The 14632-nt window shown below is 56.7% G+C and carries 11 protein-coding genes and 1 pseudogene; 11 read left to right on the top strand and 1 reads right to left on the bottom strand.

The annotated features are described in order from the left end of the window. Positions 1-17 precede the first annotated feature (17 nt). The gene (locus CBW65_RS00750; protein WP_087455123.1) at positions 18-266 is read right to left on the bottom strand and encodes a DUF3243 domain-containing protein; all 249 of its coding nucleotides are present in this window, start codon (positions 264-266) and stop codon (positions 18-20) included. Between the two features lie 299 nt (positions 267-565). Between CBW65_RS00750 and CBW65_RS00745 the strand changes: the two genes are divergently transcribed. The 11 genes and pseudogenes from CBW65_RS00745 to pfkA all read left to right on the top strand — a co-directional run bounded on the left by CBW65_RS00745 (position 566) and on the right by pfkA (position 14590). Further along, on the top strand, positions 566-880 hold the full coding sequence (locus tag CBW65_RS00745) for a hypothetical protein (protein WP_087455122.1): 315 nt from the start codon (positions 566-568) through the stop codon (positions 878-880). A gap of 100 nt (positions 881-980) precedes the next feature. Then, positions 981-2294: a DRTGG domain-containing protein gene (locus CBW65_RS00740; RefSeq protein WP_087455121.1), complete on the top strand. Its 1314-nt coding sequence runs from the start codon at positions 981-983 to the stop codon at positions 2292-2294. Positions 2295-2557: 263 nt separating this feature from the next. Next, a complete protein-coding gene (locus tag CBW65_RS00735) occupies positions 2558-4168 on the top strand; it encodes a hypothetical protein (RefSeq protein ID WP_087455120.1) in 1611 nt (536 codons plus the stop codon). Between the two features lie 122 nt (positions 4169-4290). Further along, on the top strand, positions 4291-5829 hold the full coding sequence (locus CBW65_RS00730; protein WP_087455119.1) for a bifunctional GNAT family N-acetyltransferase/carbon-nitrogen hydrolase family protein: 1539 nt from the start codon (positions 4291-4293) through the stop codon (positions 5827-5829). A 116-nt stretch (positions 5830-5945) separates the two neighbouring features. Beyond that, positions 5946-9410, top strand: a complete 3465-nt coding sequence (locus CBW65_RS00725; RefSeq protein ID WP_087455118.1) for a DNA polymerase III subunit alpha — start codon at positions 5946-5948, stop codon at positions 9408-9410. 68 nt (positions 9411-9478) lie between these two features. Continuing rightward, positions 9479-9946 (top strand): phosphatidylglycerophosphatase A family protein, encoded by a 468-nt coding sequence (locus tag CBW65_RS00720; protein ID WP_087455117.1) that lies wholly within the window; start codon positions 9479-9481, stop codon positions 9944-9946. 129 nt (positions 9947-10075) lie between these two features. Beyond that, the gene (locus CBW65_RS00715; RefSeq protein ID WP_087455116.1) at positions 10076-11305 is read left to right on the top strand and encodes an NADP-dependent malic enzyme; all 1230 of its coding nucleotides are present in this window, start codon (positions 10076-10078) and stop codon (positions 11303-11305) included. A gap of 91 nt (positions 11306-11396) precedes the next feature. Beyond that, entirely contained in the window at positions 11397-11600 is a 204-nt protein-coding gene (locus CBW65_RS00710) for a glutamate decarboxylase (RefSeq protein ID WP_087455115.1), read from the top strand. A 14-nt stretch (positions 11601-11614) separates the two neighbouring features. Further along, positions 11615-12511 (top strand): acetyl-CoA carboxylase, carboxyltransferase subunit beta, encoded by an 897-nt coding sequence (accD, locus tag CBW65_RS00705; protein ID WP_087455114.1) that lies wholly within the window; start codon positions 11615-11617, stop codon positions 12509-12511. Beyond that, entirely contained in the window at positions 12501-13454 is a 954-nt protein-coding gene (locus CBW65_RS00700; RefSeq protein ID WP_087455113.1) for an acetyl-CoA carboxylase carboxyltransferase subunit alpha, read from the top strand. Before accD ends, CBW65_RS00700 begins: the two co-directional genes overlap by 11 nt. 177 nt (positions 13455-13631) lie before the next feature. Continuing rightward, positions 13632-14590, top strand: a pseudogene (pfkA, locus tag CBW65_RS00695) (6-phosphofructokinase). Positions 14591-14632 lie beyond the last annotated feature (42 nt).

The raw sequence follows: 14632 nt of genomic DNA, 5'->3' as shown, positions 1-14632 counted from the left end.
CCTCCTTTTTGTACTGCTTAGTGTTTCGCGACCAGGTTGACCATGACGCGAGCCAGCGCGTGGCGGTCTTCTTCGTCGCTGATGTTCCACATTTCTTGCAGCAGACGCTCTTGTTCATTTTTCGGGTCCACTTTGTCGGCGAGGTATTCGCCAACGCGATACGCTACGTTGGAGATTTTGTCGTTCGACATGCCTGCATCAACCGCTTGGGAGACGCGGTCGCCCAGGAACTCTTTCCATTGATCGAAGTTGCTCAGAACGGACATCGTGATCCCTCCTTCTCAGATTTCAGGGAAACTGATTACACGTGTTACTATCCCACGCGCCGCGCTTGGCTATGCAGAAGACAGGTGTATTAAAAAAACATTCTTCTGTAAGGTTCTTGTAATAATGCCGTAATATATCTGGCGTAAGATGTAACTACATCGACATTACCCCCTTTTCAGAAGTGACCCCGCGGTTTGAGGTCACCTATTTTTTTGCCTTTTTTCGGACATACCCCCCGTCTTGGGCGCATATCGTGTAAAAGACAGGGACTTGTACGAGGAGAAGGGGGCAGTTCGCTTTGAAGCGCAAACAGACGACGCGCAGCTTTGTCTACATGACGATTGGTCTCGCCTTGCTGTTCTACGCACTGCCGCGCGTGCCGCATGTAACGTGGTCGCTGGAAGGTGCTTTCACGTGTGTATGGCTGGCTTTTGCGATGTTGATCATCAGTTCCAACCTGTATTACCTGATCGGGGTGGACAAGGAGAAACAGGATCGCAAAAAGAAGCGCAACGAGTGGCTGGAACGGGGCTTGCGCGAATTTAAGCGCGGCTACTTCAGCGAAGCAAAGCGCGAGATGAGACAAAAGAAGCAGCGCCGTTTTATGTCCTAACGCACCCAAAAAGGGTGCGTTTTTTTATTCAAGCTGTACTATAATAGGAGAGGGTATTGAGAAGAGACAGGATAGATTGGGAAGTTCGGAGGCTGCCAAGATGAGCACGACGAAGCATGAGCAGATATTAAAATATATCGAAGACCTGGAAGTCGGCAATAAGATCTCCGTCCGCCAGATCGCCAAAGTGATGGAAGTCAGCGAAGGCACCGCTTACCGTGCGATCAAGGAAGCGGAAACGCGGGGCATCGTTTCGACGATCGAGCGGGTCGGGACGGTCCGGATCGAGAAGAAGCAAAAGAAGAACATTGAACGTCTTACGTTTGCCGAGGTCGTGAACATCGTCGAAGGCACGGTGCTGGGCGGCAAGGAAGGGTTGCACAAGACGCTGAGCAAATTCGTCATCGGCGCGATGGAAGTGGATGCGATGCTCCGCTACATCGACCGCGACTCGCTGATGATCGTCGGCAACCGCGAGCAGGTACATAAGATTTCATTGGAGCATGGCGCGGCGGTGCTGATCACGGGCGGATTTGACACGACCGACGATGTGAAGGTGCTGGCCGATCAGCTGCAGTTGCCGATCATCTCGTCGGCGTACGATTCGTTTACGATCGCCACGCTGATCAACCGGGCGATTTATGACCGCTTGATTAAAAAGGAGATCCTGCTGGTCGAAGATATTTTGCCGGCCAATGTGATCCCTGATGTGATGTACGTGGGCGATACGATCCAGGCGTGGTACCGGATGGTGGAAGAGACGGGCCATACGCGGTTTCCCGTGCTGGACAGCGGGGAGCGTCTGGTGGGGATCGTGACGTCCAAAGACGTGACGGGTCATGATCTTGAGGAGCCGATCGAGCGGGTGATGACGCGCAGCCCGATCAGCGCCTCCGGGCGGACGACGGTGGCGTATGCGGCGCACATGATGGTCTGGGAAGGATTTGAGCTGCTCCCGGTAGTTGATCACAAAAGGCTGGTCGGGGTGATCTCGCGCCAAGATGTGATCCGTGCCATGCAGCATGTTCAAAATCAGCCCCAGGTGGCGCAGACGATTCAAGATATCATCCTCAGCCATTTTAAAGAAGAAGCGGGCGACGGCAAAAGCGTGGTGCTCTCCGGCGTGGTCACCCCGCAGATGACCAACCAGATGGGCACGATGGGACCCGGTGTGCTGATGACGCTGATCAATGAGGCAGGGACGCTGGCGATCCGCCGCTTGAAGAATTCGGATATGGTCGTCGAAAACGTCTCCGTCTATTTCCTCAAGCCGATCCAGATCGACGCCCCGGTCACCGTCCGTGCCACCATCGTCGACTCCGGCCGCAAATTCGGCAAAGTCGACGTCGAAATCTCTAGCCACGGAGATCTGATGGGGAAAGCCTTATATACAGCACAAGTGCTTGAGCGATAAGCATTTCACTGATCCGAAACTGATCAGATGCTGATCAAATGCTGATTAGATGCTGATTAGATGCTGATTAGATGCTGATTAGATGCTGATTAGATGCTGATTAGATGCTGATTAGATGCTGATTAGATGCTGATTAGATGCTGATTAGATGCTGATTAGATGCTGATCTGAATCGTGAGCCCAAGCTAACAACCATTGCAATACACCCGAAATAGGCGTTAGCCTTAGTCAAATGAGTCGTTTAGATTGTAGGAGATGATGGAATGCGGGAGTCGTTCAAATTAGAAAAATCACCATACCAAGTTGGCTTGTTCCTGCTGGTATTTGTTCTGCTCGGACTGGCTTTTCTGAATCGCTTTGTGCAAGATGACGCTTTTATCTCGTTTCGTTATGCAGATCACTTAGCATCCGGCTTGGGCCTCGTCTGGAACGAGGGGGAGCGGATTGAAGGCTATACGAACTTCTTATGGACACTTATCATGGTCATCCCGATCAAGCTTGGCATCGACGTGGTGGCGTTTTCGTACGCGGCCGGGCTGCTGCTGTTCCTGGTGACGTTGCATTTTACCTACCACGCCGCCGTTCAGGTATTTGAATCAAAAGCGGTCGGCCTGCTCACGATCATTCTGCTCGGCACCAACTACACCTTTAGCATGTACGCGACCGGCGGGCTGGAAACACAGCTCCAAGCCAGCCTGTTTTCGATGATCCTCTACGTTCTGTTCATGGGCATCAAACGCCGCAAATGGGGCATCATCCCGTTGCTCGAGATCTCCGTGCTGGCCAGCCTCGCTGCGATGACGCGGCTCGACTCGGCCGTCTTTTTGATCTTCATCGGGCCGCTCACCCTGTTTTTCCTGTTGCGCGACAGCACATCCGGCAAGCAGAAGGCGCTGAACTTCGCCGCCCTCGCCCTGCCGTTTTTGCTGCTCGTCGGCGGCTGGTTCTTGTGGAAGCTGTCCTACTACGGCAACATCCTCCCGAACACCTTTTATGCCAAAGTCGGCAGCGTCGCCCTTGAGAAAAACGGCATCCGCTTCCTCGGCATGTTTTTCATCTCCTATTGGCTGCTCCCGTTCCCGCTCTTGGCGCTGGCGTTTGCCAAACGGATCTTCACCAACGTCTACACCGCCATTCTCTCGGTGACCGTCCTGCTCTGGCTCGGCTACATCGTCAAAGTCGGCGGCGATTTTATGGAGTTCCGCTTTCTCGTGCCGATCCTGCCGTTTGCGTTCATGCTGCTCGCCTGGCTGATCGTCAAATGCGTGAAATGGCGCTGGCTGCAAGCGCTGCTCGCCCTCGTCGTCGTCGCCGGCTCCTACAGCCACGCGGTCAACTTCGACACGGCGAGTTACCGCAAGAACATCGAAACGCGCACCACCCTCGCCGCCCATCTCACCAACGAAAATGAAAACTGGGACGAGATCGGCCGCGTCCTCGGCGATGCGTTTAACTACAACCGCGATGTCACCATCGCCGTCACCGCCGCCGGAGCGACACCGTACTACGCCAAGCTGCGCACGATCGACATGCTCGGCTTAAACGACGCCTGGATCGCCCGCCACGGCGACCACCACAGCAACAAGCCGGGTCATTACCGCATCACGACGTTCGGCTACCTGAAAGAACAAAAGGTCAACCTCGTCATCGGACATCCGTGGATGGAGCAAAGCAATGTCACACCGGGCCTCATCACCGTCAAAAGCCTCTACCGGTACCGCGTGTGGAACAAAGAGATGCTCCCGCCGGATGCCAAGATGGTGCGCATCCCGATCGACGCAAGCTGGAACCTCTACGCGCTGTATTTGACCAACAGCCGCGAAGTCGACCGGGTGATTTCCGAGCAAGGCTGGAACACCTACCCGATTGAATAATAAATTGCCTCCCCTTCATCGCGAAGAGGAGGCTTTTTGTTTTCATTTCGGAGGCATAATAACCACATCCAAACGGTACACTTTCATTACGTTTGGGATAGAACGGGGAGGATTGACACAGCATGTCAGACATTGACCTTTCAAAATTTGAGAAAAAAATGATCCTGCGCAACATCGAGCGTGAAGACTTCGAAGAGCTGATCGCGTTGCAAAAGATCTGTTTTCCCAATATGGATCTGTGGAAGATCGAGCAGTTGCAAAGCCACCTGCGCCATTTTCCGGAAGGGCAGTTCTGTGTGGAATATGAAGGCAAAATCATCGGTTCCTGCTCCAGCCTGGTCGTTGACTTTAACGAATACAACGCCCAGCACACCTGGAACGAGATCACCGATCATGGCTACATCCGCAACCACGACCCGGAAGGCTTTAACCTGTACGGCATGGAAGTCATGGTGCACCCTGACTACCGCCGGATGAAGATCGGGCGGCGCCTGTACGAAGCGCGCAAGAAGCTCGCCCAGGAGCTGAACTTAAAAAGCATCATCATCGGCGGGCGCATTCCCAACTACCACCTTTACGCCGACAACATGTCGCCGCGCCAGTATGTCGAAGAGGTGATGGCACACAACATCTATGACCCCGTGCTGACGTTCCAACTGATGAACGGCTTTACGGTGAAGCGGATCAACACGCATTACCTCGCGGATGACAAACAGTCGCTGCAATACGCCACCTTGATGGAATGGAACAACGTCGACTACTTGCCACAGACGCGCAAACAGTTCAAAACGTCGTTCCCGGTGCGCATCTGCGTGATCCAATACATGATGAAAAAGATCGAGAGCTTCGAAGACTTCGCCCAGCAGTGCGAGTATTACGTCGATGTCGCGTCCAACTACGGGTCGGACTTCGCCGTGTTCCCGGAGATCTTCACGATGCAGCTCCTGTCCTTTTTGGATGAAAAAACGCCAAGCGTCGCCGTTCGCAAGCTGACCGAGTACACCGAAGACTACCTGCACCTGATGACCTCGCTGGCCGTCAAATACAATGTGAACATCGTGGGCGGCTCACATTTTGTGGAGGAAGACCACCACATCTACAACATCGCGTATCTGTTCCGCCGCGACGGGACGATCGAGCGGCAGTATAAGATCCACATCACCCCCAACGAAACAAAATGGTGGGGGGTGCAGCCGGGCGATGACATCCGCGTCTTTAACACCGACTGCGGCAAGATCGCGATCCTCGTCTGCTACGACATCGAGTTCCCCGAGCTCGCCCGCATCGTCACGCAAAAAGGCGCGAACATCATCTTCACCCCGTTTAACACCGAAGACCGCCAAGGCTACCTCCGCGTGCGCACCTGCTCCCAAGCCCGCGCGATCGAAAACCAAGTCTACACGGTGATCTCCGGGACGGTCGGCAACTTGTCCCATGTCGAGAACATGGACATTCAATACGCCCAGTCCGGCATCTTCACGCCGTCCGACTACTCATTCCCGCGAGATGGAATCGTCGGCATGTGCAGCGAAAACATCGAGACGGTCGTGGTTGGCGATATCGACTTGGAACTGCTGCGCCGCACAAGAAAGTCGGGCAGCGTGACGCAATTGCGGGATCGAAGACTGGATTTGTATGAGGTGAAGTTGAAACAGCAGTAACACCACGATCTATTCGAAATAATCGCCGATTCTCCCTCTGCCGTATGGATGCGAGAGGGGATTTTTTTGTATAATGACAGGAGAATGTTTGTTCGCATACGAAAGGGGGCTGGACGATGAACGGGTTCGTCCACCTGAATGTACATACAGAATACAGTTTGCTGCGCGGGCTGTGCCGGATTGACGAGTTGGTAGAACGGGCGTCTGCCTTGGGCATGGATGCGGTGGCGATGACCGACCTTGGTGTGATGTACGGGGCGGTGGAGTTTTATAAGAAGGCGAAGGCGGCCGGGATCAAGCCGATCTTGGGCTGTGAGGTGCTGGTGGCGCGGGGGAGTCTGCGCGACCGGCAGTTGCGCGGCGAAACGCCGTATCGGTTGGTGCTGCTCGCCGAAAATCTGGCCGGGTACCGCAATCTGCTGAAGATCGTGTCGGAGGCGCAACTGGATAGCGGCGGAACGCTGCCTTGCACCGACAAGCAGGCGCTGAAACGCCATCGCGAAGGGCTGATCGCGCTGTCTTCCGGGCTGGAAGGGGAAGTGGCGCAGAAGATTCAACAAGGCGACTTGCTGGCGGCCGAACATACAGCCAATGAATACGCGGCGATTTTTGGCAAGGACAATTTCTATCTGGAACTGCAGGATCACGGGATTCTGGAGGAAAAGCAAGTCGTGCAAAATCTGGTGCAGCTGTCGTACAAGGTCAACCTGCCGCTGGTGGTGACCAATGCGGTTCACTACCTGCAGCAGGACGAGGCGGCGGTGCAAGACGTGCTGGCCTGCATTCGCGAAGGGCGCACGATCGGCGAAGAGAACCGGCCGCGCCTGCTCACCGACCAGTATTATATGAAGTCGGATGCGGAGATGACGGAGCTGTTTTCGCATTTTCCGGAGGCGTTGCACAATGCGCGGAAGATCGCCGACCGCTGTCATGTGGAGCTCAATCTGAACGAGACGCATTTGCCGGCGTTTGACCTGCCGCCGGGGTATACGGAGCAGACCTATCTGGCGCACCTGTGCGAGCAGGGCGCGAAGGTGCGCTACGGCGATCCGGGGCCGGAAGTGTGGGAACGTCTGCGCTATGAGCTGGACGTGATCGGGTCGATGGGCTTCGCGGGCTACTTTTTGATCGTGTGGGACTTTATGCGGTTTGCACATGAGAACGGTATCTCGACAGGACCCGGGCGCGGATCGGCAGCAGGGAGTCTGGTCTCGTATGTGCTGCGGATCACCGACGTCGATCCGATCAAGTTCAATCTTCTGTTTCAGCGCTTTTTGAATCCGGAGCGGATCTCGTGGCCGGATATCGACATCGACTTTGAGTTCGAGCGGCGCGGGGAAGTGATCGAATATGTGACAGGCAAGTACGGGGCGGATCGCGTGGCGCAGATCGTCACGTTCGGAACGATGGCGGCCCGCGCGGCGATCCGCGATGTCGGTCGGGTGCTCGACCTGCCGCAGTCAACGGTGGACAAGACGGCGAAGATGGTGCCGCATTTCTTAGGCATCACGATTGAAAAAGCGCTGGCCGATGCTGATTTTCAAAAGTACTACCAGACCGACGCGCAGGTGCGCAAACTGGTCGACACGGCGCGCCAGATCGAAGGGCTGCCCAGACACACGTCGCTGCATGCGGCAGGCGTGGTGATTTCCAAAGCTCCTCTGACCGAATACGTACCGCTGCAGCGCGGGGCGGAAGGCGGCGTCGTGACACAGTACTCGATGGAAGTGCTGGAGGATGTCGGGCTGCTGAAGATGGATTTTCTGGGGCTGCGCTATCTGAGCCTGATCGACCAGACGATTGAGATCGTCAAGCAGACGGAAGGGCGGCAGATTCGCTTTTCGGAGCTGGAGATGGAGGATCCCAAGACGTTTGAGCTGCTCTGCCGCGGGGATACGGACGGGTGTTTCCAGCTGGAATCCTCCGGGGTAAAGCATGTGCTGCGCGAGCTGCGCCCGTCGACGTTTGAGGATATCATCGCCGTGATTTCGCTGTACCGGCCGGGTCCGATGGAGAACATCCCGACGTTTATTAAAGCAAAGCACGGCGAGGTGGCCGTTCGCTATCCGCATCCGGACCTGCAACCGATCTTGGAAGATACGTATGGCGTCATCGTCTATCAGGAGCAGATCATGCAGATCGCTTCGACGATGGCCGGCTTTTCGCTGGGGCAGGCCGATCTGCTGCGCCGCGCGGTCGGCAAAAAGAAGCGCGATGTGCTCGATGAGCAGCGGGCGATCTTTGTGGACGGGTGTTTGCAAAAAGGGTACGGGGAACAGTTGGCGCATGAGGTGTATGATTTGATCGTGCGCTTTGCCGATTATGGATTTAACCGGGCGCATGCGGCGGCGTATGCGGTGCTGGCGTACCAGACCTGTTATCTGAAGGCCAACCATCCGGCGGCGTACATGGCGGCGCTTTTGACGAGCGTGATGATGTCATCGCACAAGGTGGCGCAGTATGTGGATGATGCGCGCCGGATGAGCATCGGGGTATTGCCGCCCGATGTGAACAAGAGCGCCTATCGGTTTACGGTGGAGAACGGAAAAATACGTTTTGGCCTGCTGGCGATCAAAAATGTCGGCGTGGCGGCGATTCAGTCGCTGGTGCAGACGCGGCGCAAGCAGCCTTTTGGCGATCTGGTTGATTTTTGCGAGCGGGTGGATGCGCGGTCGTGCAACAAGAAGGCGATCGAGTCGCTGATTCGAGCGGGCTGTTTTGATGAGTTGCACGGCAACCGCCGGGCGATGCTGTTGGCGCTGGAGGAAGCGGTGGAGCAGGGCCGGGTGAAGCAAAAGGAGCATGATGACAGCCAGATCAGCATGTTTGGGATGATGGAAGGGCAGGGGGAGCAGAAGAAGCGGGAATTTGTGCTGCCGGAGACGAGCGACTATTCGCTGCGCGAACGGCTGGAGATGGAGAAGGAACTGCTTGGGCTGTATGTGACCGGTTCCCCGCTGACACCGTACCGCCGCCTGTTGGAGCAGATCGCCGACAAGCGGATGATCGAGCTCGCCGACACGCCCGACGGGGCGATGGTCACCGTCTGCGGAATGCTGCGCCAGGCCAAGAAGATCCAGACCAAGAAAGGCGCGCGCATGGCGTTCTTAGAAGTCGAGGACACCACCGGACTCGCCGAAGTCGTCCTCTTCCCGGAAGTCTTCAAGCGCAGCGAACCGATGCTGGATGCCGAAGTGATCGCCGTGCGCGGCCGGCTGCAGCAGCGCGGGGATGAAGTGAAAATCATCGCCGAACAGATCAAAGCGCTTGAACCGGAAGCAGCGGGTGAACATGAGGGAATCCCTGCGAATGACGCAAGACTTTCCGGCGATGCTTCCCAGCAAGGCCAACCGGTCGTCTATCTGCGCATTCGCCCGGAGGACGAACCGCGCCTCGCGGAGCTGCAGCAGGTGATCACGAGCTTCCACGGGACGTTGCCTGTGCTGTTGTTTTACACGGCGACGCGCAAGGCGCGGGAACTGTCGGAGCGGTACGCGGTGGCGATGACACCGCAGTTTGTGGCGGCGGCGGAACGGATCTTGGGGCAGGGCGCCGTTGTCAAAAAAATGCGGAGAAACTAAGCAACCTTCTGGGCTCATGCACATAGGATGTAACTATCTTCTCTTATCTGCAGGGAGGTTGTACCCATATGGCCCGTGAAATTATCGAACTGTTGGAACGTCGCGGAGTCACCGTCGACGACATTGTGGATATCGTGTATACGCTGCAAAAACCTTATCACCCTGACCTTGAGCGCGACCCGTGCGTGACCAGCGTCATGCGCGTGCTCGCCAAACGCGAAGTGCAATACGCCCTGTACACCGGCGTGGCGCTCGACGAACTCGCCGAGCAGAAAGCCCTGCCCGAGCCTTTGCAGCGCATCCTTGATACGGATGAGCCGCTGTATGGCGTCGATGAGATTCTCGCCCTCTCCATCACCAACGTGTACGGTTCGATCGGCCTGACCTCGTTCGGCTTTTTGGACAAGGAAAAAATCGGTATCATCGCGAAACTTAATAACAAGAGCAATGGTGTCCACGTCTTCCTCGACGACTTGGTGGCAGGCGTGGCAGCAGCAGCCTCCGCCCGTATCGCACATCGTTCTGCCAAGCCTTAATCCGATCTTACTACGTAAATGACTGGTTGGTAGAAAGGGAACGCAGCGGCATGATATAATAAAATTTGACGCTTGACCCTGCCCGTTTTTTCCTCAATTGGGCAGGGCCCGGAAAAGGAGTGAAAGTACGTGTCGTTGCGAGAAGATGCACTTGAACTGCACCGCGTTCATCAGGGCAAGCTCGCCGTCACCTCCAAGGTGCCTGTGAGCAATGCCCGCGATCTCAGCCTGGCTTACAGCCCGGGGGTCGCCGAGCCGTGCAAAGAGATTCACAAGACGCCTGAGCGCGTTTATGACTATACAGCCAAAGGCAATTTTGTTGCCGTCGTCAGTGACGGAACCGCCGTTCTTGGACTTGGCAACATCGGTCCGCATGCGGCCCTGCCGGTCATGGAAGGGAAAGCGGTTCTTTTTAAAGCATTCGCCGGTGTCGATGCGGTGCCGATCTGCCTGGACACGACCGACGTGGAGGAGATCATCCGCACCGTCAAGCTGCTCGAGCCGACGTTTGGCGGCATCAACCTCGAAGACATCGCAGCTCCGGCGTGCTTTGTGATCGAGCAGCGGCTCAAAGAAGAGCTGAACATCCCGGTCTTCCACGATGACCAGCACGGCACGGCGATCGTGACGCTGGCCGGTCTGATCAATGCATTGAAAGTGGTCGGCAAGCGGATGCAGGACATCAAAGTAGTAGCCAACGGCGCGGGTGCGGCTGGTATTGCGATCATCAAGCTGCTGCTCTCGATGGGGGTCAAACACGTCGTCATGTGCGACACCAAAGGCGCGATCTATGAAGGCCGCGTCGAAGGGATGAACCCGGTCAAAGAGCTGATCGCAAAAAATACCAACCGCGAGCGCGTCACCGGCAGTTTGGAAGAGGTGCTCGAAGGGGCCGACGTCTTTATCGGCGTTTCGGTCGCCGATGCGGTCACGTCCGACATGGTCCGCTCGATGAACCGCGACCCGATCATTTTCGCTATGGCCAATCCCGATCCGGAGATCCGCCCCGACGAAGCGATGGAGGCTGGCGCGAAGGTTGTGGGGACAGGCCGTTCCGACTATCCGAACCAAGTCAACAACGTGCTGGCGTTCCCGGGGATTTTCCGCGGCGCGCTTGACGTGCGGGCGACTTCGATCAATGAAGAGATGAAGATCGCCGCCGCCTACGCGATCGCCGAACTGATCCAGCCGCACGAGCTGTCTCCCGATTATGTCATTCCCAAGCCGTTCGATCCGCGCGTCGCGCCAAACGTCGCCAAAGCGGTGGCGAAGGCGGCGATGGACACAGGAGTTGCGCAGCTTTTTGTCAACCCGGACGAAGTGGCGGAACGCACAGCTCGCCTGACAAAAAGCGAGTAAATCCGTCAATTTCGCTCTGTTGCTGAGCTCCCTGCCCGTATGATATGATTAGTCCAAAATTGCGGACGTAGCCCGTGGGAGGTTCTCTCGTATGTGGACTGTCATCTATATTGCGCCCAACACGAAGACGGCCGAGCGGATCAAGGACAAGCTTACGGAAGAGGGTTTCCTGGTCAAACTCCGCCAGACGAATGCAGCGAAGCAGCAGTTTGAGATTTTGGTGCCAGAGACAGAATTGGACGAAGTGCAGGAAGTCTTAAAAGACATTCTCCACTCTTCACATCGCGAATCATAAAATGAGGTGAAAATGTGGCGCTGAAGGACATTTTTCATAAAAAGAAGCAACGATATGCGACCTTGACGTCCGCCGACGTGGCGGAGCGACTGGGCCGGACCAAACAGCCTGAAATTTCTGTTCCGGAAGGTCTCATGTCAAAGTGCAAGCGCTGTGGCGAGATGACGTTCACGAAGGAATTGGAGAAAAATCTCAAGACCTGCCCCAAGTGTGAATATCACTATACGATGAACGCCGAAGAGCGGATCAAGGCGACGCTTGATGACGGTCGTTTCTTTGAGTACGACGCCGGGATGACCGCTGTCGACCCGCTGAACTTCCCGGACTATCCGGCGAAGGTCGAGCGCGAGCAGAAGAAGACCGGCATGAAGGAAGCGGTCGTGACCGGGGAAGGCACCATCGGCGGTTATCCGGTGGTCATCGCGGTGATGGACTCGACTTACTTCATGGGCTCGATGGGTTCGGTCGTCGGCGAAAAGCTGACCCGTGCCATCGAAGCGGCGCTGGCTAAGCGCTACCCGATCATCATCTTCACCGCATCGGGCGGAGCACGCATGCAGGAAGGGATCTTCTCGCTGATGCAGATGGCCAAGACGTCGGCCGCGCTGCACAAGCTGTCCGAAGCGGGCGGCCTGTACATCGCCGTCAACACCTACCCGACGACGGGCGGTGTCACCGCATCGTTTGCGATGCTTGGCGACATCAACCTCGCCGAGCCTGGTGCGCTGATCGGTTTTGCCGGACGCCGCATCATCGAACAGACGATCCGCCAAAAGCTGCCTGACGATTTCCAAACGGCAGAATTTCTGCTCAAGCACGGCATGCTCGACATGGTCGTGTCGCGCAAAGAGATGCGTCAGACTCTTTCGACCCTGTTAGAACTGCATGGAGGTGTGCCAGGTGGCGAATGAGCTCATGTTTGAAAAGCCGCTCTTAGAACTGCAAAAGAAGATCAAGGAACTGCGCACCTTCTCGGAGCAGAGCGGCTTGGATTTTACGGACGAGATTGCCAAGCTGGAAGCGAAAGCATCGCAGTTGGCCGGCAACATCTACACCGAACTCACCCCGTGGCAGCGCACACAGATCGCCCGCCATGCGGAACGCCCGACCACGCTCGACTACATCAACGGCATGATGACGCACTTTCTGGAGATGCACGGCGACCGCACCTACGGGGATGACCCGGCGATCGTCGGCGGCGTGGCGAAGCTCGACGGCATTCCGGTCACGGTGATCGGCCATCAGAAGGGCAAGGATACCAAGGAAAACATCCTTCGCCGCTGGGGCATGCCGCTTCCGGAAGGCTACCGCAAGGCCTTGCGCCTGATGAAACAGGCGGAGAAGTTTAACCGCCCGGTCATCTGCTTCATCGACACTTCGGGCGCGTATCCCGGCATCGAGTCGGAAGAGCGCGGCATCTCCGAAGCGGTGGCGCGCAACCTGATCGAAATGGCCGGTCTGCGCACGCCGATCATCTGCGTCGTTACCGGCGAAGGCGGTTCGGGCGGCGCGCTGGCGCTTGGCGTCGGCGACCGCGTGTACATGCTGGAGAACGCGATCTACTCGGTCATCTCGCCTGAAGGCGGTGCAGCTCTGCTCTGGAAAGATGCGGGACAGGCTCAGCGCGCAGCGGAGACCTTTAAGATCACCGCCGGTTATATCCACGAGTTCGGCATCACCGACGGGGTGATTCCGGAACCGCAGGGCGGCGCGCACAAAGACCATGCGGCGACGATCGCTGCCGTTCGCGAGCAGATTACGACGGCGCTGCAAGAGCTGATCAAACTGCCCAAGGACGTGCTGGTCGAGCAGCGTTACCAGAAGTTCAAGAAGATGGGGCACTTTGCCGAATAACTGCATAGTGCAAGAAATAAGAGTGAACACTGTACGAGAGATGGAACGTGTTCACTAGCCACAGGTGTGCTCGTTTCCGGACGGGCACATCCTTTTATGTACATATGGGACTCGAAATGTCCCGTGGGACAAAATCGGTCTATTCGGATAAATTGACGTACAGGGAGAGTGGAGCAGGTGCGGAAAATCGGGGTGCTGACAAGCGGCGGCGATGCGCCGGGGATGAACGCGGCGATTCGTGCGGTCGTGCGCAAAGCGATCTATCACGGACTGCAAGTGGCGGGCATCAAGCGCGGGTATCAAGGGCTGATCCAAGGGGAGATCGTCGACATGGACCTCGGGTCAGTCGGCGACATCATCCATCGCGGGGGACGATGCTGTTCACCGCCCGCTCGGAGGAGTTTAAAACGGAAGAGGGACGGAAAAAAGCGTTCCAGCAGATTCAGGATCATGGCATCGACGGCCTGATCGTCATCGGCGGCGACGGTTCGTTTCGCGGCGCCAAGCTGCTCTCCGACATGGGCGTGCCGACGATCGGGATTCCGGGGACGATCGACAACGATATTCCCTGCACCGAGTTCACGATCGGTTTCGACACGGCGATCAACACGGTCATCCAACTGGTGGACAAAATCCGCGATACTGCCACTTCGCACGAGCGCACCTATGTGATCGAAGTGATGGGACGCGGCGCGGGCGACATTGCCCTCGTGGCTGGCGTCTCGGTCGGCGCGGAGACGATTTTGATTCCGGAAGAGAAGCATGACATCATCAAAGTGGTCGAGAAGTTGAAGCGCGGGGCGGCCAGAGGCAAGAAGCACTCGATCATCCTCGTCTCCGAAGGCGCAGGCAAAGGCTTTGCGATCGGCGAAGTCATTCGCGAGCTGACCGGCTGGGAGACGCGGGTCACCGTGCTTGGTCACATTCAGCGCGGCGGATCGCCCACCGCGTTTGACCGGATGCTGGCCAGCAAGATGGGCGCCTACGCGGTCGATCTGCTGCAGGCGGGCGAGAAGGCGAAGATGATCGGCACGCTTGGCGGACAGCTCAAAGCGACCGATATCACCGAAGCGTTAAACACGCCGCGCCTCCCCGATCTCAGCTTGTATGACTTAGCGGATGTGCTTTCTATTTAAGATGTGGTAAAGTAAAACCTAAACGTTAGAAATCAAGGGGGA

It is taken from the genome of Tumebacillus avium (genome assembly GCF_002162355.1).
Lineage (GTDB): Bacteria > Bacillota > Bacilli > Tumebacillales > Tumebacillaceae > Tumebacillus_A > Tumebacillus_A avium.
This window is presented reverse-complemented; position numbering and strand designations above follow the sequence as displayed.

What these genes read in the sequence shown, in the direction of transcription:
- CBW65_RS00750 (WP_087455123.1), bottom strand. Translation starts at nt 266, where the DNA reads ATGTCCGTTCTGAGCAACTTCGATCAATGGAAAGAGTTCCTGGGCGAC.
- CBW65_RS00740 (WP_087455121.1), top strand. Translation starts at nt 981, where the DNA reads ATGAGCACGACGAAGCATGAGCAGATATTAAAATATATCGAAGACCTG.
- CBW65_RS00735 (WP_087455120.1), top strand. Translation starts at nt 2,558, where the DNA reads ATGCGGGAGTCGTTCAAATTAGAAAAATCACCATACCAAGTTGGCTTG.
- CBW65_RS00730 (WP_087455119.1), top strand. Translation starts at nt 4,291, where the DNA reads ATGTCAGACATTGACCTTTCAAAATTTGAGAAAAAAATGATCCTGCGC.
- CBW65_RS00725 (WP_087455118.1), top strand. Translation starts at nt 5,946, where the DNA reads ATGAACGGGTTCGTCCACCTGAATGTACATACAGAATACAGTTTGCTG.
- CBW65_RS00720 (WP_087455117.1), top strand. Translation starts at nt 9,479, where the DNA reads ATGGCCCGTGAAATTATCGAACTGTTGGAACGTCGCGGAGTCACCGTC.
- CBW65_RS00710 (WP_087455115.1), top strand. Translation starts at nt 11,397, where the DNA reads ATGTGGACTGTCATCTATATTGCGCCCAACACGAAGACGGCCGAGCGG.